Source organism: Amycolatopsis balhimycina FH 1894 (genome assembly GCF_000384295.1).
Lineage (GTDB): Bacteria > Actinomycetota > Actinomycetes > Mycobacteriales > Pseudonocardiaceae > Amycolatopsis > Amycolatopsis balhimycina.
On record NZ_KB913037.1, the window covers coordinates 7199488 to 7223339 of the forward strand.

Annotated in this window: 21 protein-coding genes; 8 read left to right on the plus strand and 13 right to left on the minus strand. The window is 71.4% G+C overall.

Annotated features, from left to right (window positions below):
• The first annotated feature begins 69 nt into the window (after positions 1-69).
• Entirely contained in the window at positions 70-1458 is a 1389-nt protein-coding gene (locus tag A3CE_RS0133055) for a cytochrome P450 (protein ID WP_020644388.1), read from the plus strand.
• Positions 1459-1486: 28 nt separating this feature from the next.
• On the opposite strand, the gene iolD is transcribed toward A3CE_RS0133055, so the two are convergent.
• From iolD to A3CE_RS0133095, 8 genes are all read right to left on the minus strand, one after another.
• Positions 1487-3391, minus strand: coding sequence for a 3D-(3,5/4)-trihydroxycyclohexane-1,2-dione acylhydrolase (decyclizing) (iolD, locus tag A3CE_RS0133060; protein WP_020644389.1), 1905 nt, complete (start codon positions 3389-3391; stop codon positions 1487-1489).
• Entirely contained in the window at positions 3388-4317 is a 930-nt protein-coding gene (gene iolB / locus A3CE_RS0133065) for a 5-deoxy-glucuronate isomerase (RefSeq protein WP_020644390.1), read from the minus strand. Before iolB ends, iolD begins: the two co-directional genes overlap by 4 nt.
• Positions 4314-5204 carry a Cgl0159 family (beta/alpha)8-fold protein gene (locus A3CE_RS0133070; protein ID WP_020644391.1) on the minus strand — a complete coding sequence of 297 codons (891 nt, stop codon included), beginning with the start codon at positions 5202-5204 and terminating at the stop codon, positions 4314-4316. The genes iolB and A3CE_RS0133070 overlap by 4 nt, the downstream gene beginning before the upstream one ends.
• On the minus strand, positions 5201-6130 hold the full coding sequence (gene iolC, locus A3CE_RS0133075; RefSeq protein ID WP_020644392.1) for a 5-dehydro-2-deoxygluconokinase: 930 nt from the start codon (positions 6128-6130) through the stop codon (positions 5201-5203). Before iolC ends, A3CE_RS0133070 begins: the two co-directional genes overlap by 4 nt.
• A complete protein-coding gene (locus A3CE_RS0133080; RefSeq protein WP_026469110.1) occupies positions 6127-6924 on the minus strand; it encodes an ATP-binding cassette domain-containing protein in 798 nt (265 codons plus the stop codon). The genes iolC and A3CE_RS0133080 overlap by 4 nt, the downstream gene beginning before the upstream one ends.
• Positions 6921-7862, minus strand: coding sequence for an ABC transporter permease (locus A3CE_RS0133085; RefSeq protein WP_020644394.1), 942 nt, complete (start codon positions 7860-7862; stop codon positions 6921-6923). The genes A3CE_RS0133080 and A3CE_RS0133085 overlap by 4 nt, the downstream gene beginning before the upstream one ends.
• A 167-nt stretch (positions 7863-8029) precedes the next feature.
• Positions 8030-9028 carry a sugar ABC transporter substrate-binding protein gene (locus A3CE_RS0133090; RefSeq protein WP_020644395.1) on the minus strand — a complete coding sequence of 333 codons (999 nt, stop codon included), beginning with the start codon at positions 9026-9028 and terminating at the stop codon, positions 8030-8032.
• A gap of 23 nt (positions 9029-9051) precedes the next feature.
• Positions 9052-9930: a TIM barrel protein gene (locus tag A3CE_RS0133095; protein ID WP_020644396.1), complete on the minus strand. Its 879-nt coding sequence runs from the start codon at positions 9928-9930 to the stop codon at positions 9052-9054.
• 112 nt (positions 9931-10042) lie between these two features.
• Between A3CE_RS0133095 and A3CE_RS0133100 the strand changes: the two genes are divergently transcribed.
• Positions 10043-11065 (plus strand): LacI family DNA-binding transcriptional regulator, encoded by a 1023-nt coding sequence (locus A3CE_RS0133100; protein ID WP_020644397.1) that lies wholly within the window; start codon positions 10043-10045, stop codon positions 11063-11065.
• On the plus strand, positions 11062-12060 hold the full coding sequence (locus A3CE_RS0133105; protein ID WP_026469112.1) for a Gfo/Idh/MocA family protein: 999 nt from the start codon (positions 11062-11064) through the stop codon (positions 12058-12060). The genes A3CE_RS0133100 and A3CE_RS0133105 overlap by 4 nt, the downstream gene beginning before the upstream one ends.
• A 110-nt stretch (positions 12061-12170) precedes the next feature.
• Here A3CE_RS0133105 and A3CE_RS0133110 read toward each other — a convergent pair whose 3' ends face one another.
• Positions 12171-12419 carry a hypothetical protein gene (locus tag A3CE_RS0133110; RefSeq protein ID WP_125591772.1) on the minus strand — a complete coding sequence of 83 codons (249 nt, stop codon included), beginning with the start codon at positions 12417-12419 and terminating at the stop codon, positions 12171-12173.
• Positions 12420-12467: 48 nt separating this feature from the next.
• Entirely contained in the window at positions 12468-14309 is a 1842-nt protein-coding gene (asnB, locus tag A3CE_RS0133115) for an asparagine synthase (glutamine-hydrolyzing) (RefSeq protein WP_020644400.1), read from the minus strand.
• Between the two features lie 387 nt (positions 14310-14696).
• Here asnB and A3CE_RS51995 point away from each other — a divergent pair, with 387 nt between their 5' ends.
• Genes A3CE_RS51995 through A3CE_RS0133130 form a run of 3 tightly spaced genes read left to right on the plus strand, consistent with a single transcriptional unit; the run spans position 14697 to position 18189 of the window.
• Positions 14697-17237, plus strand: coding sequence for a sensor histidine kinase (locus tag A3CE_RS51995; protein ID WP_020644401.1), 2541 nt, complete (start codon positions 14697-14699; stop codon positions 17235-17237).
• Positions 17234-17932, plus strand: coding sequence for a response regulator (locus A3CE_RS0133125; protein WP_020644402.1), 699 nt, complete (start codon positions 17234-17236; stop codon positions 17930-17932). Before A3CE_RS51995 ends, A3CE_RS0133125 begins: the two co-directional genes overlap by 4 nt.
• 29 nt (positions 17933-17961) lie before the next feature.
• On the plus strand, positions 17962-18189 hold the full coding sequence (locus A3CE_RS0133130) for a hypothetical protein (RefSeq protein WP_020644403.1): 228 nt from the start codon (positions 17962-17964) through the stop codon (positions 18187-18189).
• A 43-nt stretch (positions 18190-18232) separates the two neighbouring features.
• Here A3CE_RS0133130 and A3CE_RS57500 read toward each other — a convergent pair whose 3' ends face one another.
• Positions 18233-18829 (minus strand): hypothetical protein, encoded by a 597-nt coding sequence (locus tag A3CE_RS57500; protein ID WP_169524032.1) that lies wholly within the window; start codon positions 18827-18829, stop codon positions 18233-18235.
• A gap of 172 nt (positions 18830-19001) precedes the next feature.
• Here A3CE_RS57500 and A3CE_RS0133140 point away from each other — a divergent pair, with 172 nt between their 5' ends.
• Together A3CE_RS0133140 and smc are read left to right on the plus strand one after the other, a co-directional pair.
• The gene (locus tag A3CE_RS0133140) at positions 19002-19289 is read left to right on the plus strand and encodes an acylphosphatase (RefSeq protein WP_026469645.1); all 288 of its coding nucleotides are present in this window, start codon (positions 19002-19004) and stop codon (positions 19287-19289) included.
• Positions 19290-19445: 156 nt separating this feature from the next.
• Complete coding sequence (smc, locus tag A3CE_RS0133145; RefSeq protein WP_020644405.1) at positions 19446-23048, plus strand: chromosome segregation protein SMC; 3603 nt, start codon at positions 19446-19448, stop codon at positions 23046-23048.
• Between the two features lie 4 nt (positions 23049-23052).
• Here smc and A3CE_RS0133150 read toward each other — a convergent pair whose 3' ends face one another.
• Together A3CE_RS0133150 and A3CE_RS0133155 are read right to left on the minus strand one after the other, a co-directional pair.
• A complete protein-coding gene (locus A3CE_RS0133150; protein ID WP_020644406.1) occupies positions 23053-23274 on the minus strand; it encodes a hypothetical protein in 222 nt (73 codons plus the stop codon).
• Positions 23275-23325: 51 nt separating this feature from the next.
• Positions 23326-23826 carry a DUF3455 domain-containing protein gene (locus A3CE_RS0133155; RefSeq protein WP_020644407.1) on the minus strand — a complete coding sequence of 167 codons (501 nt, stop codon included), beginning with the start codon at positions 23824-23826 and terminating at the stop codon, positions 23326-23328.
• Between the last annotated feature and the right edge of the window lie 26 nt (positions 23827-23852).

The following is a 23852-nucleotide window of genomic DNA, read 5'->3' on the forward strand; positions in this document are numbered from 1 at the left end:
CTTACTTGACACGGGTTCAGTAGCGCGGGATCGTAACCCTATTGGATTCGGGTTCAATAGGGAGCTGCCGTGGACACCACCGGGATTCCGCACCGCCCGGGCCGCCTGCCGGTGGCCGGCGACCTGCTCGGGGCGAACCCCCGCACGCCACTGCAGGACACCGTGCGCCTCGGCAAGCGGCTCGGGCCGATCTTCAGCCGCAAGTTCTTCGACATCGAGGTCGTCCTCGTCTCCGGCGTCGGCCTGGTCACCGAGCTGAACGACGAGACGAAGTTCGGCAAGCACGTCGGCATGGGCGTCGAGAACCTGCGCGCGCTCGGCGGCGACGGCCTGTTCACCGCGCACACGCACGAGCCGAACTGGCGGCTCGCGCACGACGTCCTGCAGCCGGCCTTCTCCGCGGAGGCGATGCGCCGCTACCACCCGGTGATGCTGGAGGCCGCCCGCGAGCTCGTGGCGGCCTGGGACGCGGCGAGCGGGCCGGTCGACGTCTCCGCCGACATGACCCGGCTGACCCTGGAGACGATCGGCCGGGCCGGGTTCGGCTACCGGTTCGGCTCCTTCGAACGCGCCGAGCCGCACCCGTTCGTCACGGCTATGATCCGCGCGCTGCGGTACGCGCAGCTGCAGAACGCCAAGCTGCCGTTCGTCCGGCGCGCGTTCGCCGGGTCGGCCGCGCAGAACCGGGCCGACATCGCGACCATGACGAACCTGGTCGACGAGGTCATCGCCGGGCGCCGCCGCGGCGGCGAGGAGAGCCGTGACCTGCTCGGCCTGATGCTCACCGAAGGCCACCCGGTGACGGGCGAGCGGCTGGACCCGGTGAACATCCGCAACCAGGCGATCACGTTCGTCGTCGCCGGCCACGAGACGACGTCCGGCGCGCTGTCGTTCGCCCTGTACTACCTGACCCGCCACCCCGAGCTGCTGGCGAAGGCCCGCGCCGAGGTCGACGCGGTGTGGGGCGGCCGCGAGCCGGCGTTCTCCGACGTCGCGAAGCTGCGTTACGTGCGCCGCGTGCTCGACGAGGCGATGCGGCTCTGGCCGACGGCGCCGGGTTATTCACGCCAGGCGCGCGAAGACGTCGTCCTGGGCGGGAAGTACCGGATGCGCAAGGGCGACTGGGTGGTCGTGCCGCTCCCGCTGCTCCACCGCGATCCCGCGGTCTGGGCCGATCCCGAGGTGTTCGACCCGGACCGGTTCGAGCCCGCCGCGGTGAAGAAGCGGCCGGCGCAGGCGTACAAGCCGTTCGGGACGGGCGAGCGCGCCTGCATCGGCCGCCAGTTCGCGCTGCACGAAGCGGTACTGGCCCTCGGGACCGTCCTGCAGCGCTACGACTTCGACGTCGATCCGCAGTACGAGCTGAAGATCGTCGAATCGCTGACGCTCAAGCCGAGCGGGTTCACGCTGTGGCCGCGGGTGCGGACACCGGCCGGAAATGTCGGTGCCCTGCGGTAGCGTGGAAAACGGGGGGCGCCCCCGCGGGTCAGGACCCGAGGTAGCGCACCTGGCCTGACTTGGCCCGCTCGTACCCGTCCCGGCCCGCGAGGTGCTCCGGCACCCCGACTTCCCACCAGGCCCCGGCTTCGGTCCACGTCGACGGCTGCGTCTTCACCACGACCACCGCCGGACGACGCTCGGCCACCGCCGCCTTGCGGGCTTCGGCGTACGCCTCCCGGAGAGAGTCCACTGTGGACGCCGAGAACACCAGGCAGCCCAGCGACTCCGCGTGGCGGGCGAAATCCACTCGCGGTGGCGAAGCGTGCGACGTCGTGCAGTCGGCGTAGAAGTTGTTGAACGGCTTGCCGCCCTGGCCCTCCTGGAGCCGCGCGATCACCGCGTACCCGTCGTTGTCGCACACGACGGCGACGAACGGGTGACCCGCGAACGCGGCCGAGAACAGCTCCGAGTTCAGCATCAGGTACGAGCCGTCGCCCAGCAGTGTCGTGACGAGACCCGGATGGGCGATCGCCGCGCCCCACGCGCCCGCCAGCTCGTAACCCATGCACGAAAAGCCGTACTCGACGTCCATCGAGACCGAGCCGGACCCGCGCCAGCCGCCGATCAGCTCGCCGGGCAGCCCGCCGGACGCCGTCATGACGTAGTCGTCCGGCGCGGAAAGGTCGTTCACCACCCCGACGACCTGCGCATACGCCGGCAGCTCGGAGGCAGCCGACCGCAGCGAGTCGATGTGCGCGTCCCAGGAAGCACGCTCGGCCGCCGGCCGCGCGGTCCACGCCGGGTCGACCCGCCAGCTTTCCAGCTGGGCGGCGAGGTCCGTCAGGCCCGCGTCGGCGTCTCCGGCGACCGACAGCGCACCGTGCTTGACCGCGTCGAACCGGGCCGCGTTGAGCGCCACCAGGCGGACGCCGGGGGAGAACACCGTCCACGACGCCGTCGTGAAGTCCTGCAGCCGCGTCCCGACCGCGAGCACGACGTCCGCCGCGGCCGCGACGGCGTTCGCCGACGTCGAGCCGGTGACGCCCAGCGGCCCCGCGTGCAGCGGATGCGTGTGCGGCACCAGCGTGCGGCCCGCGGTCGTCTCCACCAGAGGAATCCCGTGGCGCTCCGCGAAGTCGAGCGCGCGCTGCCCGGCGCCCGAGTACCGGACACCGCCGCCGAGCACCATCAGCGGCCGTTTCGCGGCACGCAGGATCCCGGCCGCTTCGGTGACCGAACGCCGGTCCGGCCGCGGGCGCGGCGGCCGGTGCGTCACCGGCTCGAACAACGCCTCCGGGAAGTCGTACGTCTCCGCCTGGACGTCCTGCGGCAGGGCCAGGGTCACCGGGCCGGCGTCGGCCGGATCGGTGAGCACCCGCGCGACCTGCGGCAACGTCGAGAGCAGCTGCTCGGGCCGGGTGATCCGGTCGAAGTAGCGCGAGACCGCGCGGAACGCGTCGTTCACCGTCGCGGTCGCGTCCCCGAAGTTCTCCACCTGCTGCAGCACCGGGTCCGGCGCCCGGCTGGTGAACGTGTCTCCGGGCAGCAGCAGCACCGGCAGCCGGTTCGCGTGCGCGACCCCGGCCGCGGTGACCATGTTCAGCGCGCCCGGCCCGATCGACGACGTCACGACGCCGACCTGCCGCCGGTGCGTGGCCTTCGCGTAGCCGACCGCCGCCAGGGCCATGCCCTGCTCGGTGTGCCCGCGCCAGACCGGGATGTCCCCGCGGTGTTCCTCCAGCGCGGTGCCGAGGCCGAGGACGTTGCCGTGCCCGAAGATCGCGAACACCCCGGGAAACAGCGGGACTTCGCGTCCGTCGAGGGTTTCCGACCGCTGGGCCAGCAGCCAGCGGACCAGCGCTTGAGCCGTCGTCAGCTGCTGTGTCTTGCGGGGGCCGAGCCCCCGCACCCCGGCCGGGGGCTCTGCCCCCGGACCCCTGAAGGTGGTCATAGAACACGCCCTTCGTGACTCGTGACCGGGCATCGCGGGTCGAGGTCCTGCGTCGCCCACGTGTCGCGGACCCAGCCGTGTGCCGGGTCGTCGCAGAACGCCATGGACCGCTCGCCGGCCGGGCCGGCCAGGACGTTCAGGTAGTACATCGGGTAACCCGGCGCGGCGACGCACGGGCCGTGGTAGCCGCGCGGGATCAGGAAGACGTCGTGGTCGCGCACCGCGACGTCCTCGTCCAGGTCGCCGTCCGCGGTGTAGGTCCGGTGCAGGCCGAAGCCTTCGCGGGACGGCGTCACGCCGTCCCGGCCGGCGATGCGGAAGTAGTAGATCTCCTCGTTGACGACCTCGCACTCGGTCGCCTCGTCGTGCTTGTGCGGCGGGTACGACGACCAGTTGCCACCCGGCGTGATCAGCTCGCACGCGTTGAGCTTGTCGGCGTGGTCCCACACCCCGGGCACGCCGAAGTTGGTCACCTGCCGCGTCGCCTGCCCGGCACCGCGCACCTCGACCGGGACGCCTTCGGCCGGCCCGTACCGCGCCTCGAGACGACGCGTGCAGCGGGCCATCGGCAACGCGACCTCAAGACCGTCCACTGTCGACAACTCGACTTCGGCATCCCGGGGCACGTACGCGAAGTCCGTCACGCGGGCGAAGACGGACGAGCGTCCGGCCAGCTCGAAGACCTGCCCGTCGACCCGGACGGTCGCCGAGCCGGAGAGCGGCAGTACGAACGCCTCGAACTCGCCGGTGTGCAGGATCCGCACCTCGCCCGGGGCCAGCGAGAGAACGCGCAGCCCGGTGTACGTCCAGCCCGCGCTGTCCGGAGTCAGCCGGACCGGGTCCGTGTCGTCGGAGAGTGTCCCGAGTGGACGGTGCAGCTTGCTGTGTCCACGCGCACTCGGCGGGAAAGAGTACCTCGTGCTCACTTCGCGGCCTCCAAGACCTTCGCGGCGGCTTCCACGGCGGCGCCGACGTCGCCGCCGGGCGGGTAGAGCAGGGTGCGGCCGACGACCAGGCCGCGTACGACGTCGTGGCGCAGCGTCCGGCCCCACGACGCGAGGTCGGCGGCGGTGTCGCCGGACGGCATGCCGCCGAGCACGACCACCGGCAGCGTCGTCGCGCCCAGGACTTCGGGCGAGTCGGTGGACGGCAGCTTCAGCCAGGTGTGCGCTGACGTCGTCCCGAGGCCGGACGCGACCGTGACGGCCCGCGCCAGCGACACGGGGTCCTTCTGCAGCACGAGCTTCCCGTTGTCCCGGAGGTAGGGCAGCGGCTCGACCATCGCCACCAGCCCGTAGGCGGCCAGCTCGGTGACGGCGTCCGCGCAGGCCTGCAAGGTCGGGATCGTGCCCGGGTCGGAGCCGACGAGCCGCAGCAGCATCTTGCCGCCGTCGAGCCCGCAGTCGACCAGCGTCCGGGCGTCGTAGCCGGTGAACCGGTCGTCGATCTCCCAGTCCGCGCCGGCCAGACCGCCGCGGTTCATCGAGCCGAAGACGACCTTGTCGTGCAGCGCGCCGAGCAGCAGCAGTTCCTCGACGACGTCGGGCGTGCCGAGGATGCCGTCGACGGCCGGGTTGGCCAGCGCGACGAGCAGCCGTTCGAGCAGCGTCCGCCGGTCGGCCATGGCGAGGGGGTCCTCGCCGACGGACAGGGCGCCCCGGGCCGGGTGGTCGGCCGCGACCAGGAACAGCGTCCCGTTGTCGGACAGCAGCTTCGAACGGCGTTTGCGGGTCGCGTACGCCTGCCGGATCGCGCCCGGGTTCGTGGCGCGCGTTTCGAGCAGTTCCCGCCAGCGCTCGTCGGTGAGGATCACAGCAGCTCCTCGATCTCCCCGGGCGTCGGCATGGCGTCGGCGCAGGCCAGCCGGGACGCGACGAGCGCGCCCGCCGCGTTCGCGTACTCCGCGATGCGCACCGGGTCCCAGCCCGACAGCAGCCCGTGGATCAGGGCGCCGCCGAAACCGTCGCCGGCGCCGAGCCCGCAGACGACCTCGACGCGTTGCGGCGACACCGTCCAGCGGCCGTCCGGAGTCGCCACGAGGACACCTTCCGCGCCCTTCTTGATCACCGCCAGGCGCAGCCCGCGTTCGAGCATCCGGTCCGCGGCCGTGTCCGGGTCGGCGGTGCCGACGGCGACCTCCACCTCGGCCCGGTTGCCGACCGCGACCGTGACGTGGTCGAGCATGCCGCCGATCTCTTCGCGGGCCTCGTCGACCGAAGGCCAGAACATCGGCCGGTAGTCCAGGTCCAGGACGGTGTGTTCCCGCCGCCCGCGGGCCTCGAGGATCTTGCGCTGGGTCGTCCGCGCGGGTTCGGCGGAGACGCCGGTGCCGGTGACCCACAGCAGCGGCACCGACCCGACGACGTCCCAGGGCACGTCGTCGTCGGTGAGCGTGAGGTCGGGGGCGATCGGGGAGCGGTAGAACAGCAGCGGCGGGTCCGCGGGCGGGTTCAGCTCGCAGAACACGACCGGTGTCTGCAGGTCCGGCGAGGTGCCCACGAAGTCCGGTGAGACGCCGAAGCCGTCGAGAGCCTGCCGGACGTAGTCGCCGAAGCCGTCCGGGCCGACCTTGGTCAGCACCGCTGTCGACCGGCCGAGCCGCGCGGCGGCGACCGCGACGTTGGTCGCGGTCCCGCCGAGCGACTTCGCGAACGTGCTGACGCCGGCCAAGGGGACGCCGCTCTGCTCCGGGTAGAGGTCCACCCCGACCCGGCCGATCGTCAGTGCTTCGAGCGTCACGCCTTCTCCACCTGCCGCAGCTCGTGTTCCAGGGCTTCCAGTTCCGCACCGCCCGCCATCTGCCGGGTCAGTTCGTTGATGTCGATGTCGGACTTCTCGTAGTGCCCGAGCGCGGCACCCCGCTTGAGCAGCAGGAACCGGTCGGCGACCGGGTAGGCGTGGTGCGGGTTGTGCGTGATGAGCACGACGCCGAGGCCGCGGTCACGCGCCTGAGCGACGTACTTCAGCACGACCCCGGCCTGCTTGACGCCCAACGCAGCCGTCGGCTCGTCGAGGATCAGCACCTTCGCGCCGAAGTACACCGCCCGCGCGATCGCGACGCACTGGCGTTCACCGCCCGAGAGCGTCCCGACCGGCTGCTCGACGTCCCGCAGGTCGATGCCCATGTCGGACAGCGCCTTCTTGGTCGTCTCGCGGCCCTTCTTCCGGTCGAGCATCTTGAACGGGCCGAACCCGGTCGTCGGCTCCGAGCCGAGGAAGAAGTTCCGCCAGACACTCATCAGCGGCACCACGGCGAGGTCCTGGTACACGGTCGCGATGCCGCGGTCCAGGGCCTCGCGGGGCGAGGCGAACCGCACCGGCTCGCCCTCCACGAGGAACTCGCCCCGGTCGTGCTGGTGCACGCCGGCCAGGATCTTGATCAGCGTGGACTTCCCGGCGCCGTTGTCGCCGAGCACGCAGGTCACCTCGCCCGCGTTGACCACAGTGGACACATCGCGCAGCGCGATCACGCTGCCGTACGTCTTCCCGATGGAGCGGACTGAGAGAAGCTCTTTAGATTGATACAGCCTCATCGGCGTACCCTCTCCGCGCGGCGCCGGAAGGCATTGTTGACCAGGACCGCGGCCAGCAGCATGACGCCGAGGAACAGCATGAACCAGTCGCTGTTCCACTGCGCGAACACGATGCCCTGGCGCGCCATGCCGAAGATCAGCGCGCCGATCGCCGCGCCCACCGCCGAACCGAAACCGCCGGTCAGCAGGCAGCCGCCGATCACCGCCGCGATGATGTACTGGAACTCCAGCCCGATGCCCTGGTTCGCCTGCACGCTGGCGAACCGCAGGATGTTGATCGAGCCGACCAGCCACGCGCCGAGCGCGGTGCCCATGAACAGCAGGATCTTCGTGCGCACCACCGGCACGCCGACCGAGCGGGCCGACACCTGCGACCCGCCGACCGCGAAGATCCAGTTGCCGAACCGGGTCCGCACCAGCAGCCACGCGGCGATCGCCGTGACGACGATCCACCACACGATCGACGACTGGAACTCCGTGCCGCCGATGTCGAACGTGGACGCGAACAGCCCGCCGGCCGACTCGTACCCGCTGGTCGAGCGCATGCCCGACACCTGGACGGTGTTGGTGACCAGCCGCGTCACGCCGAGGTTGAGTCCCTGCAGGGCCAGGAACGACCCCAGCGTGACGATGAAGCTGGGCAGCCCGGTCTTCATCACCAGCCAGCCGTTGAACGCGCCGACGCCGAGCGCGAAGACCAGCGACGCGAACAGCGCGAGCCAGACGTTCCAGCCCGCCTGCGTCGCCAGGATCGCCGTGACCAGCGACGTCGACGCCGTCATCACGCCGGCCGACAGGTCGAACTCGCCGCCGACCATGAGCAGCGCGACCACGACGGCCATGATGCCCAGGGTCGACGAGTCGTCGAGCCAGGTCGCCACGCCCAGCGGGCTGAGGAACTGGCCGGTGACCACGGAGAAGAAGACGAAGACCAGCACCGCGCCGAGGAGCGCGCCGATTTCGGGGCGGACGACCAGCCGGTCGGTCAGCCCTTTCTTGGCGACGCGCTCGTCGGGGTGTGCCTGGATTACACCCGCTTTTGGGGGGTCCAGGGGGGCTTGCCCCCCGGCTGGGGTCTGGGGCTCGGCCCCAGAAGACGCTGCGGTCATCGCGTGCCGCGCTGCGCGTAGGGGGCCACCGTGTCGATGTTGGTCTTATCGACGAAGCCGGGGCCGGTCTGCACCGGGTGGCCGCCGCCGATGGTGTTGCCGTTTTCCTTGTACAGCTTGAGGAACACGATCGGCAGGTAGCCCTGCTCGTACTGCTGCTGGTCGACGGCGAAGAGGATGGTGCCGTCCTTGATGGCCGCGACGACGTCGGCGTTGAGGTCGAACGTGGCGACCTGGGCCTTCGAGCTCGCTTCCTTCGCCGCGCTCACCGCGCGGGCCGCGACCTGCGAGTTCAGCGCCAGCACCGCGTCGATCGACGGGTCGGACTGCAGCGCGCCGCGGATCCGCGACTGCGCGTCGGTCGGGTTGGAGATGTCGACCTGCAGCGTGGTGACGTTGCCGAAGGCCTGCTTCGCGCCGTCGCAACGCTGGTTCTGGCCGATGTTGCCGGCCTCGTGGATGACGCACAGCAGCTTCGTCTTGCCGGCCGCCTTGAGCCGCTGGCCGGCGCCCTGGCCGGCGAGGCCCTCGCTCTGGCCGACGTGGGCGATGGCGCCGAACTGGGCGCTGAAGTCCTCACCGGAGTTGATCGTGATGACCGGGATGCCGGCCTTGACGGCGTTCTGGATCGACGTCTGCAGGGCCTGCGGGTTCGCCATCGACACGACCAGGCCGCCGACCTTCTGCGCGACGGCGTTGTCGATCAGCCGGGCCTGGTTGCTCGGGTCGCCGTCGGAGAAGTAGTCGACGCCGACGTTCAGGTCCTTGCCCGCCTGCTCGGCGCCGTTCTTCACGACGTTCCAGAAGGCGTCACCGGCGCTGCCGTGCGTGACGACGGCGACCTTCAACGGGCCGCCCGAACTCGGGGCCGCCGCGGACGGGGAACCGGAGCTGCTGCTCTTCGAGTTGTCGGCGGTGGGGCCGCTGCAGGCGGCGAGCACCAGCCCGGTGGCGGTGATCGCGGCCGCCACGGCCAGTTTCCGGAAAGAGAACACAGTCACTCCTTTGGGACCAGGGTTCAGAGGGAGTCGATGATCTTCGCGAGGTGGGCCAGGCTGCGTTCGGTGTCCCGCCGGGGTAGGTCGTCGGGGCTCTCCTCGCCGAGGGCGGTGTCCTGTTCGAGGACGTACCAGCCGTCGTAGCCGGCCGCCTGGACGGAGCGCACCATCGACGCCACGTCCACATCCCCCTCGCCGAGCGGGGTGTAGATGCCCCGCCCGACCGCGTCGGTGTAGCCGAGCCTGCCCGCGCGGACCTCGGCCGCCAGGTCTTCTCGGACGTCCTTCAGATGCACGTGCCCTACCCGTTCGGGATACCGCTTCGCCAGCTCGACCGGATCCGTCCCGCCGATCATCAGGTGCCCGGTGTCGAGGCACAAGCCGAGATCGGAATCGGCGAGGAAGCGCTCGACCTCGGCCTGCTGCTCCACGTGCGTCCCGACGTGCGGGTGCAGCACGGTGCGCAGGCCGTGGGCGGCGGCGATGTCGCGGATCATGCCCGCGGTGCCGACGAGCGTCGCCCATTCGGCATCGCCGAGCTTCGGGCGGTCGTCGTAGCCGTCGAGCCCGGTCGCGGCGGCCAGCACGAGGACGTCACCCCCGCAGGCGGCGAAGAGCGCGGCGGATTCTTCCGCTTCCTTGAGCGCGTTCTCCTGGTTTTCGTGGAGGACGACGGCGAGGAAGCCGCCGACGAGTGTCAGGTCGTATCCGGTCAGCAGCTCCCGCAGCTCGGCGGGGTCGCGGGGGAGGTACCCGGGTGGCCCCAGCTCGGTGGCCTGGACGCCGAGCGCCGCCATCTCGCCGAGCACGGTCGCCGCGTCCAGCACCCGGCCCCAGCCCGGGACTTCGCAGACGCCCCAGGAGATCGGGGCGGCGGCCACGCGGATCGTCGCTGTCACAAGGGGCCTCCGTTGGTCCGTTGGAGCGCTCTATTGATTAGAGCGCTCTAATCTTGTAGCGTCCGTCACAGCAAAGTCAAGGCCGAGTTTCCGGTGATCAGGGGAGGTGTGCATGGTGCGTCCGACGATGGAGGACGTCGCCGAACGGGCGGGAGTTTCCCGCGCGCTGGTCTCCCTGGTGATGAACAATTCACCGAAGGTCTCCGACGCCCGCCGCGCGGCCGTGTTGCGCGCGGCCGAGGAACTCGGCTACCAGCCGCACGTGATGGCGCGGTCGCTGGCCAGCCGCACGTCGACGGTGCTCGGCGTGATGGTCAACGACCTGCGCAACGCCTTCTTCGCCGACATCGTCGAAGAGCTGGACACCGCCGCGCAGGCGGCGGGGTTCGACCTGATCCTCAACACCGGTGGCCGCAGTCCCACGCGTGAGTGGAACGCCCTGCACAACCTGCTTTCCTTCCGCCCGGCCGGGATCATCCTGCTCTCCCCGGTCGTCCCGGCCTCGGCGATCCAGGTCGCGGCCCGGCAGTGCCCGGTCGTCCTGGTCTCCCGGACGGCCCGTGCGTCCACAGTGGACACGGTGAACGACGACGGCGAGGCGGGGTCCGCACTGGCCGTCGACCACCTGGTCGGCCTCGGGCACCGGCGCATCGCCCACCTCGACGGCGGCGGCGCGGCCGGAGCGGCGCAGCGGCGGCGCGGCTTCGAGTCGGCGATGCGGCGGCACGGTCTCGAGCCGATCGTCGTGCGCAGCGAGCACACCGACATCGGGGGCGAGAAGGCCGTGCGGGAGCTGCTGGCCGCGTACTCGCGTGCGGAGCTGCCGACGGGCTTGGTTTCCGGCAACGACTTCAACGCCGTGGGGGCGATCTCGGCGCTGGAGGAGGCCGGGCTGCGCGTGCCCGAGGACGTTTCGGTCGTCGGCTACGACAACACCTCGCTCGCCGCGCTGCGGCACCTTTCCCTGACCACGATCGACCAGCCGCGCAAGGACATGGCGCGGCTGGCCTTCGAAGCGCTGATCGAGCGCGTCCGCGGGGAACGCACGGAGCCGGTCCGGCACCTGCTGCACCCGTCTCTGGTGGTCCGGGCGACCACTGCCGGGTTTTCTCAGACAGGAGGAGCTGCACGATGAGGTTGGGATTGGCGGGCACCGGCCGGATCGGCACCGCGCACGCGGAGACGCTGAAGGGCTTCGAGGAGGTCGAGTCGGTCGTCGTGGCCGACGTCGACACCGCGCGAGCCGCGGCTGCGGCCGCGAAGCTCGGCGTCGAATCGATGTCCCTCGACGAGCTGTTCGCCGCGGGACTGGACGGCCTGGTCGTCACGGCGGCCACGGACGCGCACCCCGGCCTGATCATCGCCGCGGTCGACGCGGGCATCCCGGTGTTCTGCGAGAAGCCGGTGGCCGCGGACATCCCCGGCACCCTGGCCGTCATCGACCGGATCGACGCGTCGGACGTCCCGGTCCAGATCGGCTTCCAGCGCCGGTTCGACGCGGGCTACGCGGCGGCGCGGGCGGCCGTCGCGTCGGGCGAGCTGGGCTGGCTGCACACGCTGCGCGCGACGACGTTCGACCCGGCGCCCCCGCCGGCGGAGTACGTGGCGCACTCGGGCGGGCTGTTCCGCGACTGCGGCGTGCACGACTTCGACATCGTCCGCTGGGTCAGCGGCCGCGAGGTCACCGAGGTGTACGCGGTCGGCGCCAACCGCGGCGAGCGGTTCTTCGTCGACGCGGGCGACGTCGACACGGCGGCGGCGACGCTGACCCTGGACGACGGCACCCTGGCGACGGTGTCGCTGACCCGCTACAACGGCGCGGGCTACGACGTGCGTCTCGACGTGCTGGGCTCGGTCTCGGGGGTCGTCGTGGGCCTGGACGACCGGGCGCCGCTGCGGTCGGTGGAGCCGGGCGTGGCGCCGCTGCCGGGCCCGGCGTACCCGGGGTTCATGGAGCGCTTCCGCCCGGCGTACACGACGGAGCTGCGAGCGTTCCTCGACGTCGTCGCGGGCCGGGCACCTTCGCCGTGCGTCGCGGCCAACGCGCTCGAAGCGTTCTACATCGCCGAAGCTTGCGAAGTGTCACGCCGGGAACGCCGTCCGGTCCAGCTGGCAGAGGTCCGCCGCTAGCCGGAACTCGCGTGATTCGGCCCGGAACTCGCGTGATTGAGGCCGGAACTCGCGAGTTACGGCTCTGATCACGCGAGTTACGGGCCTGATCACGCGAGTTCCGGTTCCCGTCACGCGAGTCGGCCCAGTCTGGGCAGGATCTCGGTTCGCACGTACTCCAGCGCGTCCCGCTCGGGGAGGATGTGCGGCCCCTGCACCCAAACCACCCCGTGCCGCACAGTCGCGGCCGTGAGCCGTTCCCGGAGGGAACCCACCACCCCCGCGCCCAGTACCAGGGCCTCGTACGCACCCAGGCGGGCCAGCGCCGCCGTCACCCTCGAGACCGTGGCCGGGTTGCGGCCGAACAACAGCACCTTCATGCCGCTCAGCATGGAACCTCGAGGGCGCTCGAGGTCAAGTCCGGCGCGTCAGGCGAGCTGCAGCTCCGGGGTGTACATCTCGAGCCAGTGGTACAGGTCCAGCAGGCGGTCCAGGCCGACCCGGGCCGCCGGGTCCATGGTCGTCGGGTCCGCTTCGGACACCCGGTGCGCCCACGACCGGTCGACCAGGTCGAACACCGCGTGGCCGGGCTCGGCCAGGACCTCCTTGGCCTGCTGCTGCAACGCCGCCGCGTAGCCCGGGTCCTGCGTCGACGGGTACGGGCTCTTGACCCGCTGGGCCACCGACTCCGGCAGGACGTGCGAAGTGGCGTGCCGCAGCAGGCTCTTCTCGCGGCCGTCGAACGTCTTCAGCGACCACGGCGTGTTGTACACGTACTCGACCAGCCGGTGGTCGCAGAACGGGACGCGGACCTCCAGGCCCACCGCCATCGACGCGCGGTCCTTGCGGTCCAGGAGCATCCGCACGAACCGGGTCAGGTGCAGGTGGCAGATCGTCCGCATCCGGGCCTCGACCGCGGACTCGCCGTCCAGGTGTTCAACGGAGGCGACCGCGGAGCGGTACTCGTCCCGCAGGTAGGCCTCCAGGTCCATCTTCGCCATCAGCTCGGGCGTGTAGATCGACGTCCGGTCGGTCATCATCGCGGTGCGGAAGGCGATCCAGGGGAACATGTCCGCGTTGACCGCGGCCTCGTCGAAGAACCAGCGGTAGCCGCCGAACACCTCGTCGGCCGACTCGCCCGACAGCGCCACCGTCGACTCGCCGCGGATCGCCTTGAACAGCAGGTACAGCGACGTGTCCATGTCGCCGAGGCCGGCCGGGATGTCCCGCGCCCGCAGCACCGCGCGCCGCACCTCGGGGTCGGTCAGCTCGGCCGGGTTCAGCACTACGTCCTGGTGGGCGGATCCCACCAGTGAGGCGACATCGCGCACGAACGGCGAGTCCGCGGTGTCGCGCATCTCGTCCGGCTTGAAGTTCTCCTCCTGGCCGAAGAAGTCGACGGAGAACGTCCGCAGCTGCTCACCCTGAGAAGCGAGCCGGGCCGCGGCCAGGCCCGTGACGGCGCTGGAGTCCAAACCACCCGAGAGCAGCACGCAGCGGGGGACGTCGGCGACGAGCTGCCGGTGCACGATGTCGGTCATCAGCTCGCGCACGCGGGCGACCGTCGTCTCCTGGTCGTCGGTGTGCTGCTTCGCGTCCAGCTTCCAGTACGTGCGGGTCCGGACGCCTTCGCGGGACACGGTGACGATCGTGCCCGGCCTGACCTCTTCCATGCCCTTCCACAGCGACCAGCCGGGCTGCTTGGTGAACGCCATCAGCTCGCGCAGCCCGTCGGTGTCGACGACCTTCCGCGCCAGCGGGTTGGCGAGGATCGCCTTCGGCTCGGAGCCGAACAGGACGCCGTCGGCCGTGGGGTAGTAGTAGAACGGCTTGATGCCCATCCGGTCGCGGATCATGACGAGCCGGTCGTCGCGCTCGTCCCAGATCGCGAAGGCGTACATGCCGTTGAGGTGGTCGACGACCTCGTCGCCCCACTGCAGGTAGCCGTGCAGCACCACTTCGGTGTCGCTGTCGGTTTCCCAGGTGTGGCCCAGCTTCGTCAGTTCGGCCTTCAGTTCGGTGAAGTTGTAGGTCTCACCGCTGTAGACCATCGCGATGTCGCCGCGCGGCGTGTGGACCGCCATCGGCTGGCGGCCGCCGGGCAGGTCGATGATGGCCAGCCGCCGGTGACCGAGCGCGACGTGGCGGCGCACCCAGGTCCCCGAGTCGTCCGGCCCCCGGCAGGCCATCGTCCCCGTCATGGCGTCGACGACGTCCTGGCGGCGGGTGAGGTCGGCGTCGTAGGAAACCCAGCCGGCGATACCGCACATAGGGGAACCCCTCTCCCAAAGATTTGCTTAGCCGATACAACTATTGGTAACCCAGGTGTAACACGACCCGAAGACCTTGTCTGCCCGAATTGCACGTTCCGCACTTGTTCGGTCACTCGTTGTGGCATGAGTCACTGACCAACTACCTGCGGTGAGAAACCGGCAAACGCTTGCGTGACCGCTGCCACCGGGCCGTCAAGACGGCGTAAACGGGTGTCAGGAACGCATCAAGGCGTCGTCAGCCGGCCCCCGCGACGGCTCCCAGGACGGCACAGTGAACGGGTCCCGGTCACCGATCCGGTGACCTGTCCTGAGAGGTGCCTGTGGCCGGCTTGCTCCCGCTCGACTTGGCCGTGCGCGCCGCGGCCGGAGGGGCACACTGACAGCGTGACCACCGAGAACGTGCCCAAGCCGCGCCGAGGGGAGCTGAGGATCTACCTCGGCGCGGCTCCGGGCGTCGGCAAGACCTTCGCCATGCTCGGCGAAGCCCGGCGGCGCCTCGACCGCGGCACCGACGTCGTCGTCGGCCTGGTGGAGACGCACGGCCGGACCCGGACCGCCGAGCTGCTCGACGGCCTGGAGGTCGTCCCGCGGCGGCGCGCCGGGCACCGCGGCCGCGAGTTCGAGGAGATGGACCTCGACGCCGTCCTGGCCCGCGCGCCCGAAGTCGCGGTCGTCGACGAGCTCGCGCACACCAACGTGCCGGGTTCGCGCAACGCCAAGCGCTGGCAGGACGTGGACACTCTGCTCGAGGCCGGCATCGACGTGCTCTCCACGGTCAACGTGCAGCACCTGCAGAGCCTCAACGACGTCGTCGAGCGGATCACCGGCGTCACCCAGCACGAGACCGTGCCGGACGAGGTCGTCCGCCGCGCCGAGCAGCTGGAGCTGGTCGACATCACCCCGGAGGCCCTGCGGCGGCGGCTCGCCCACGGCAACGTCTACCCGGCCGAGCGGATCGACGCCGCGCTCGGCAACTACTTCCGCCCCGGCAACCTCACCGCGCTGCGCGAACTGGCGCTGCTCTGGGTGGCCGACCAGGTCGACGTCGCCCTGCAGCGCTACCGCGCCGAGCAGCGGATCACCGACACGTGGGAAGCCCGCGAACGCGTCGTCGTCTCGATCACCGGCGGCCCGGAGAGCGAGACGCTCATCCGCCGAGCCAGCCGGATCGCCACCCGCGCCGGCGCCGAGCTGCAGGTGGTGCACATCCTGCGCGGGGACGGCCTGGCCGGGATCGGGCCATCCGGGCTGGCTCGCTGCCGCAAGCTCGCCGAGGAGGTGGGGGCGACGTTCCACACGGTCGTCGGCGACGACGTGCCGGCCGCCCTGCTGGACTTCGCCCGCGGGGTCAACGCGACCCAGCTGGTGATCGGGACCTCGCGCCGCTCCCGCGTGGCCCGGCTGTTCGACGAGGGCATCGGCGCTTCGGTGGTCCGGCGATCGGGGCCGATCGACGTGCACATGGTCACCCACGCGCAAGCGGGCGGCCGCCTGCGGGCCGGGTTGGCCGCGAGCCCGCTGGGCCTCTCACGGCTGGTCGTGGGCTGGGTGCTGGGCATCGCGCTGCCGGTGCTGGTCACCCTGATCGGCGTCTTCGTACCGAGCGGGCTCGACTTCGCCACCGACGTGATCTCCTACGTGCTGGCCACGGTGATCGTCGCCCTGGTCGGCGGCCTCGGCCCGGCGCTGGTCGCGGCCGTGCTCGGCGCCGGGCTGCTCAACTTCTTCTTCACCCCGCCGCTGTACACGCTCAACGTGCACACCCCGCAGAACCTCGTGACGCTGATCGCGATGGTCGTGGTCGCGGTGCTCGTCGCGCTGGTCGTCGACCAGGCCGCGCGCCGGGCCGCGCAGGCAGCGGTGGCGCGGACCGAGGCGGCGCTGCTGGCGTCCTACGCGCGGACGGTGCTGACCCACTCGAACCCGATCGAGCGGCTGCTGCAGAAGGTCCGTGAGAACTTCGTGCTGACGTCGGTGACGCTGCTGGAAAAGCAGGACGGGGAGTGGCAGTGCGTGGCGACCGCGGGGGAGCACCCGTGCGCCGACCCGGACGAGGCCGACGTCGACATCGCCGTCACCGCCGACGTGCACCTGACCCTGCGCGGGCGGGCGCTCCCGGCCGCGGACCGGCGGGTGCTGGAAGCCGTGGCCGGGCAGGCCCTGCTGGCCCTGCGGCAACAGCGCGCGGCGGCCGCCGCGGCCCGCGCCGAGCGCAAGGCCGAAGCCACCGAGCTGCGCACGACACTGCTTTCCGCGGTCGGGCACGACCTGCGCACGCCGCTGACGTCGATCAAGGCGTCGATCGGCAGCCTGCGCGCCGCCGACCTCGAACTGTCCGAAGACGACACGGCGGAGCTGATGGAGGCGATCGAGCTGTCGGCCGACCGGCTCGCCGGGCTCATCGACAACCTCCTGGACTCCTCGCGGCTGGCCACCGGCGCGGTGAAGCCGCACCTGCGCCCGGTCGGGTACGACGAGGTCGTCGCCCACGCGTTGTCCAATGTGGATGGTTCGGACGCGGTGCAGGTCGCGATCGACGACCAGCTGCCGTCGGTGCTCGCCGACCCCGGCCTGCTGGAACGTGTGGTGGCGAACGTGCTGGACAACGCCCTGCGCCACGGCGGGGCACCGGTTTCCGCGCGGGCCAGCGCGCACTCCGGCCGGGTCGAACTGCGGATCGTCGACCACGGCAAGGGGCTGCGCAAGGGGGCCGCGGACTCGGCGTTCGCACCGTTCCAGCGCCTCGGCGGCGACCGGGACACGACCCCCGGCGTCGGGCTCGGGCTGTCCGTCGCGAAGGGGTTCGCCGAGGCGATGGGCGGCACGATCCGCGCCGAGGACACGCCGGGCGGAGGGCTCACGATCGTGGTTTCCCTGCCCGAGCACAGTGTCAGCCACGAAGAAGTCGAGGAGGGGGTGCGATGAGCGACCCGGGCGCCACCGTGCTGGTGGTGGACGACGAGCCGCAGATCGTGCGGGCACTGCGGATCAACCTGACCGCCCGCGGCTACAAGGTGATCACCGCGCACGACGGCACGGCCGCGCTCAAGGCGGTCGCCGAGACCAGGCCCGACGTCGTCGTGCTCGACCTCGGCCTGCCCGACCTCGACGGCACCGAGGTGATCGCCGGCCTGCGCGGCTGGACGACGGTCCCGATCATCGTGCTGTCGGCCCGCGTCGACTCCTCGGACAAGGTCGAGGCCCTCGACGCGGGCGCCGACGACTACGTGACGAAGCCGTTCGGCATGGACGAGCTGCTGGCCCGGCTCCGGGCGGCGGTCCGCCGGTCCGCGGTGACCGGCGCCGATGACGCGGACGCGGTGGTGGACACGTCGTCGTTCAGCGTGGATCTGGCGGCGAAGAGGGTCCGCCGCCACGACGGCGAGGAAGTCCACCTGACGAAGACGGAGTGGGGCGTGCTGGAGCTGCTGGTCCGCAACCGCGGCCGGCTGGTGGCGCAGAAGCAGCTCCTGCACGAGGTGTGGGGCCCGTCGTACGAGACGGAGTCGCACTACCTGCGGGTGTACCTGGCCCAGCTGCGGCGCAAGCTGGAGCCGGAGCCCTCGCGGCCCCGGCACCTGCTGACCGAGCCGGGGATGGGGTACCGCTTCGAGGTCTAGCCGGTGCCCTGGCTGGGTACTTCAGGGACATGGACGGGTCGAAAACATGGCTGCTCGGCGGTGAGCGCATCCCGCAGGTGATCGTGCTGACGCTGGCGGTGGGTGCGACCTTCGGTGCGTTCGGCTGGCTCTTGACCGCTTTCGAGGGCGACGCCGGGTGGGCGAAGTGGCTGCGCGTGGCGGCGGCCGGCGCCGGTGCCCTGCTGACGGTCTACCTGTGGGCGTTGTTCGCCCACCGGCTGCGGCGCCGCCCCTAGCACCAGAAGGCGGCCGAGCCGGCCTGATCGGCGCTGTTTGGGCCTACGCCGTGGTGCTGGTCCCGGTAGCGCTCGACGAGGGGGCGCCCGCCGAGCTGGAGCCGCCGCCGGCCGTGGTCGTCGGCGTGGGCTCGCTCGACGTGGGGGTCGGGGTCGGCGTGGGCGTGGGTGTCGGCGTCTTGCTGGGCGGAGGAGTCACCGACGAGTGCACGGGCGGCGGGTTGTCGCCGGTGTCGTTGCGTGGTGGCGGGGGCGGCGGCGAAGCCTGCGTGACGACCGTGGTGGTCGTCTTGCCGTCCGGGCTCACCGACACGACGGTCGTCGGGGCGCTCGACGACGTGGGGCTCGACGTGGTCGGCGCCCCGCTGGAGGTCGACGGGCCGCTGGACGACGGGCTCGCCGGCAGCGTCTGCACCCCGGCCGGGGCCGTGCCCTGGCCACCGGGGCCTCCGGTGCCGCCCGCGGTGGTGGCGGGGGCGGGCCCGGCGAGTTCGGCCACGGCGGCGAACGCGGTCGCGACGACCAGCCCGGCCACCCCGAGCACGACGTACCCGGCGCGGTTCGGTTTGCTGCTCTTGGGCGGCGCGGTGTCGATCCTGGTGACGCGCGAGCTCGAATCTGCTCCGTCGGGGCGGGGCATACAGGGCTCCTTGGGGAGTACGGGGAGGCGCGGGCGAGGTCGTGAATCGGGCAAAGCCACGGCGGGGGACCGACCTCGGCGGGAGGTTATCACCGGCGTGCGGGTATTCGCCCAGGTAGTGGGCTTGATCCGTTACTGTGCGCGCTCGGTTGACCCGGAAGGGAGGAACGACGTGAGTGAGGAAGAAACCCACACCCGGCTGACGGCGTGGGTGCGCGGCCGGGTCCAGGGCGTCGGTTTCCGCTGGTGGACACGCAGCCGCGCGCTGGAGCTCGGCCTGGTCGGGAGCGCGAGCAACCTGGCCGACGGGCGTGTCGAAGTGATAGCGGAGGGTAGTCGAGACCACTGTCAGCGGCTGTTGGCCGCGTTACGGTCGGGAGAATCACCCGGAAGTGTGGAGCACGTGGCCGAGCGCTGGTCCGACCCGAAAGGGGGACTTTCCGGCTTCGTCGAGCGGTAGGCCGTCCGGGGCCCGTGGGGTTCATGGTGTTGCTGAGGCGCGTCCCGGTGTGCTAGGCGCGCCGAGGAGGGGGCGCGTCCGGCGGGGGGCGGGTACCCCCAGGTAGCCTGGGACGATTGATTCGCCAGTAATCGCGGCCAGAGGGGTCAGCACCAAGTGCACCTGAAAAGCCTGACGCTCAAGGGCTTCAAGTCCTTCGCTTCGGCCACCACGCTGCGCTTCGAGCCCGGGATCACCTGCGTGGTCGGGCCGAACGGCTCCGGCAAGTCGAACGTGCTGGACGCGCTGCGCTGGGTCATGGGCACCCAGGGCGCCAAGGACCTGCGCGGCGGCAAGATGGAGGACGTCATCTTCGCCGGCACCGCGGGCCGCGCCCCGCTCGGCCGCGCCGAGGTCACCCTCACCATCGACAACGCCGACGGCGCGCTCCCCATCGAGTACTCCGAGGTGTCGATCACCCGCCGGATGTTCCGCGACGGCGCGAGCGAGTACGAGATCAACGGCGACCGCTGCCGCCTGATGGACGTCCAGGAACTGCTGTCCGACTCCGGCATCGGCCGCGAGATGCACGTCATCGTCGGGCAGGGCCAGCTGGCGGCGATCCTCGAGTCCAAGCCCGAAGAGCGCCGCGCCTTCATCGAAGAGGCCGCCGGCGTCCTCAAGCACCGCAAGCGCAAGGAACAGACCCTGCGCAAGCTGGCCAACATGCAGGGCAACCTCGACCGTCTCGGCGACCTCACCACCGAGCTGCGCCGTCAGCTCAAGCCGCTGGGCAAGCAGGCCGAGATCGCCCGCAAGGCCCAGTCGGTCCAGTCCGAGCTGCGCGACTCCCGCCTGCGGCTGCTGGCCGACGACCTGGTCACCCAGCGCGACGCGCTCGCGCGTGAGGAGGCCGACGAGAAGACGGCCCGCCAGCGCCGCGCCGAGGTCGAGCAGCACCTCGAGATCGTCTCCGCCGAAGAAGCCGAGCTGGAAGCCTCGCTCGCCGAGGACGCGCCGCTGCTGCAGACCGCCCAGGAGACCTGGTACAAGCTGTCCGCGCTGGCCGAGCGCCTGCGCGGCACCGTCCGCCTCGCGATCGAGCGCCAGCGGCACCTCTCCGCCGACGTCTCGACGACCACCGGCGGCCGCGACCCCGAAGAGCTCCTCGAAGAGGCCGAGCGCGTCGCCGAGCAGGAGGAAGAGCTCAACGAGGCCGTCATGGAGGCCCGGGAGCTGCTCGCCCAGACCGTGCTGCGGCGCGAAGACCTCGAACAACGCGTCCAGGCCGCCGAACGTGCGCACTGGGCCGCCGTCCGCGCCATCGCCGACCGCCGCGAGGGCATGGCCAAGCTGACCGGCCAGGTCGAGGCCCTGCGCAGCAAGAACGGCGCCACCTCCGACGAGATCGACCGCCTCAGCGTCTCGCTCGAAGAAGCCGCCGAGCGCGCCGAGATCGCCGTCGAAGAACTGGAGATGGCCAAGGCCGAGGGCGGGGTCGAAGAGTCCGACGACGCCGGCCTGATGGACCACCACGACCGCGCGGTCGAGGCCAACAACGCCGCGAAGGCGCGCGTCGAAGAGCTGGTCAAGGCCGAACGCGCCGCCGAGCGCGAGATCGCGTCGGAGAAGGCGCGCGTCGAGGCGCTGTCCATGGGCCTCAAGCGCAAGGACGGCGCGGGCGCGCTGCTCGGCGCGTCCCACGAGCTGCCGGGCCTGCTCGGCTCGGTCGCCGCGCTCCTCACCGTCGAGCCGGGGTACGAGGTCGCGCTGGCCGCTGCCCTCGGCCCGGTGGCCGATGCGGTCGCCGTCACCGGCGGCGAAGACGCTCTTCGTGCGCTGAAGTACTTGAAGGACACCGATTCCGGTCGCGCGGGCATCCTGCTCGGCGGTCCGGAGTCCACTGTGGACATCTATTCGTGGCCGTCGCTGCCGGAAGGCGCGCGCTGGGCGCGTGAGGTCGTCACGGCCCCCGCGCAGCTGCGTCCCGCCGTCGAGCAAGCCCTCGACAAGCTGGCGTTGGTCCGCGACCTGGACGCCGCCCGCCACCTCGTCGCGGTCCACCCCGAAGTCCGGGCGGTCACCGCCGAGGGTGACGTCTTCGGTGCCCGCTGGGCGATCGGTGGCTCCGGCAAGCGCGAGAGCGTGATCGAGGTCCAGGCCGCCGTCGACGAGGCGGGGGAGCGGCTCCGCCTGGCCGAGCGGTCGCTGGAGCGGTACGCGGCCGAGCTGGAAGGCGCCCGCGCCGAGCAGCAGGCGCGCCGCGAAGAGGTGTCGCAAGCCAAGGACGCTCTGGGCGAGGCGAAGGTCCGCAAGGCCCGCTCGTCGGAGCGGCTCAACCGGATGCAGCAGGCCGCCCGCCAGGCGCAGGCCGAGGTCGAACGGTTCAGCGGGCAGCGCGCGAAGGTCGAGCAGAGCCGCGTCCAGGCCCTCGCCCAGCTCGCCGAGCTGGAGGAACGGCTCGCCGCCGTCGCCGAGCAGCCGGTCGAGGACGACCCGGACACCGCCGAGCGCGACCAGGCCGTCGAAGAGCTGGCCGTCGTCCGGCAGGAAGAGATGGAAGCGCGGCTCGCGCAGCGCACCGCCGAGGAGCGGGCACGCAGCATCGCGGGCAAGGCCGAAGGCCTCCGCCGCGCCGCCCACGCCGAGCAGCAGGCCCGCGAACGCGCCGAACGCGCCGCCACGGCCCGCAAGCGCGGTGCCGAGATCGCCAACGCCGTCGTCGACGGCGGCGAGATCGCGCTGGAGCGCATCGAGCAGTCGGTCCAGCGCGCGGCCACCGAACGCGACCAGGTCCAGGCTCGCCGGCAGAGCCGCGAGCAGGCATTGACCGGCGTCCGCGCCAAGGTCCGCGAGCTCACCGGCGAGCTGGAGAAGCTGACCGACGCCGTCCACCGCGACGAGGTGCTGCGCGCCGAACAGCGGCTGCGGCTGGAGACCCTGGAAGCCAAGATCGCCGAGGACTTCGGCATGGGGCTGGCGGACCTCGTCCGCGAGTACGGCCCGGACGTCCCGGTCCCGCCGAGCGCGGGCGAGATGGCCGAGTACGAGGCGGCCAAGGACCGCGGCGAAGACGTCACGCCGCCGCCGCCCATGCCCTACGACCGCGACACCCAGGCCCGCCGCGCCAAGCGCGCCGAGAAGGACCTGTCGTTGCTGGGCAAGGTGAACCCGCTGGCGCTGGAGGAGTTCGCGGCGCTGGAGGAGCGGTACAAGTTCCTCTCCACGCAGCTGGAAGACCTCAAGGACACCCGCAAGGACCTCGAAGCGGTCATCAAGCAGGTCGACGAGAAGATCCTCGAGGTCTTCGCCTCGGCGTACGAGGACGTGGCCCGCGAGTTCGAAACGGTGTTCAGCGTGCTCTTCCCGGGCGGCGAGGGCCGGATGGTCCTCACCGAACCGGACGACATGCTGAGCACCGGCGTCGACGTCGAAGCGCGGCCGCCGGGCAAGAAGGTGAAGCGGCTGTCCCTGCTCTCCGGTGGCGAGAAGTCGCTGGTCGCGGTGGGCATGCTGGTCGCGATCTTCCGGGCCCGGCCGTCCCCCTTCTACGTCATGGACGAGGTCGAGGCCGCGCTGGACGACACCAACATGCGCCGGCTGATCGGGCTGCTGGAGCAGCTGCGCGACTCGTCGCAGCTGATCATCATCACCCACCAGAAGCCGACCATGGAGATCGCCGACGCGCTCTACGGCGTGAGCATGCAGGGCGACGGCATCACGAAGGTGATCTCGCAGCGCTTGCGCACGGCCGAGGACGAACCGGTCGCGGTCGGCTGAGAGCTCACATCTCGTCTTCGCGCGGCGCCCGGTCGTCCGGCCGGGCCCGCGGCTCGTAGGTCCTGAGGTCGCTGCCCATCCACTGAGCGTCGTCGATCCGTGCCCGGCGCCCGCGCGGGGTGATCATGCCGCGTTTGACGCCGCGTTTGCGGTCGGACCGGTCCAAGATCAGCGCGATGACGAGCACCACGGCGAGCACCACACCGATGCCGATGAAAAACCCCATGTGATCCCTCCCGCACCCAGGCTACGGGAGCGGGAGGGGTGTCACATCCGCTTATCCGGCGACCCAGAAGGCGTAGTCCGCGGAATACTTCACCGCCGTCTGCGCCCCGGCCGTGCACGCCCCCGCCGGGGCCACGCCGCCGCGGGTGTTGAGGCGCTGGATGTACGTCACCTTGCCGAAGACCCCGTCTCCGGTGTTGAGGTTCGCCTTGAGCAGCAGCTGCGGGACCGCGCCGTCCTTCGGTGCGTTGGCGACGGCCGCCGCACCGACCGTGCTGCCGTCCACAGTGGACGTCCACACCGGGCCCTTGCTGTGGATGGCCACCGGGTGGCCGTGTTTCGACAGCACCGCGGCGGGCTGGATCAGCGTCCACGCGCCGTTCGTGCAGCCGTAGATCTGCACGCCCTCGCCGTAGTAGGTGGCCAGCGGGCGGTTGCCGTCGGGGACCTTGATCGTGTCCGGGACCTTCGCTGCCGCCGGGGTGGCCGAAGCCGTCGCCGCGCCGCCGACCAGCAGGGCGCCGATCGCGAGCGCCACCGTCATCCGTTTCATGTTCCCACCTTCGATTTCCTCCCGCC

What these genes read in the sequence shown, in the direction of transcription:
- iolD (WP_020644389.1), bottom strand. Translation starts at nt 3,391, where the DNA reads ATGACCACCTTCAGGGGTCCGGGGGCAGAGCCCCCGGCCGGGGTGCGG.
- A3CE_RS0133080 (WP_026469110.1), bottom strand. Translation starts at nt 6,924, where the DNA reads ATGAGGCTGTATCAATCTAAAGAGCTTCTCTCAGTCCGCTCCATCGGG.
- A3CE_RS0133100 (WP_020644397.1), top strand. Translation starts at nt 10,043, where the DNA reads ATGGTGCGTCCGACGATGGAGGACGTCGCCGAACGGGCGGGAGTTTCC.
- A3CE_RS0133105 (WP_026469112.1), top strand. Translation starts at nt 11,062, where the DNA reads ATGAGGTTGGGATTGGCGGGCACCGGCCGGATCGGCACCGCGCACGCG.
- A3CE_RS0133110 (WP_125591772.1), bottom strand. Translation starts at nt 12,419, where the DNA reads ATGAAGGTGCTGTTGTTCGGCCGCAACCCGGCCACGGTCTCGAGGGTG.
- asnB (WP_020644400.1), bottom strand. Translation starts at nt 14,309, where the DNA reads ATGTGCGGTATCGCCGGCTGGGTTTCCTACGACGCCGACCTCACCCGC.
- A3CE_RS0133125 (WP_020644402.1), top strand. Translation starts at nt 17,234, where the DNA reads ATGAGCGACCCGGGCGCCACCGTGCTGGTGGTGGACGACGAGCCGCAG.
- A3CE_RS0133130 (WP_020644403.1), top strand. Translation starts at nt 17,962, where the DNA reads ATGGACGGGTCGAAAACATGGCTGCTCGGCGGTGAGCGCATCCCGCAG.
- A3CE_RS57500 (WP_169524032.1), bottom strand. Translation starts at nt 18,829, where the DNA reads ATGCCCCGCCCCGACGGAGCAGATTCGAGCTCGCGCGTCACCAGGATC.
- A3CE_RS0133150 (WP_020644406.1), bottom strand. Translation starts at nt 23,274, where the DNA reads ATGGGGTTTTTCATCGGCATCGGTGTGGTGCTCGCCGTGGTGCTCGTC.
- A3CE_RS0133155 (WP_020644407.1), bottom strand. Translation starts at nt 23,826, where the DNA reads ATGAAACGGATGACGGTGGCGCTCGCGATCGGCGCCCTGCTGGTCGGC.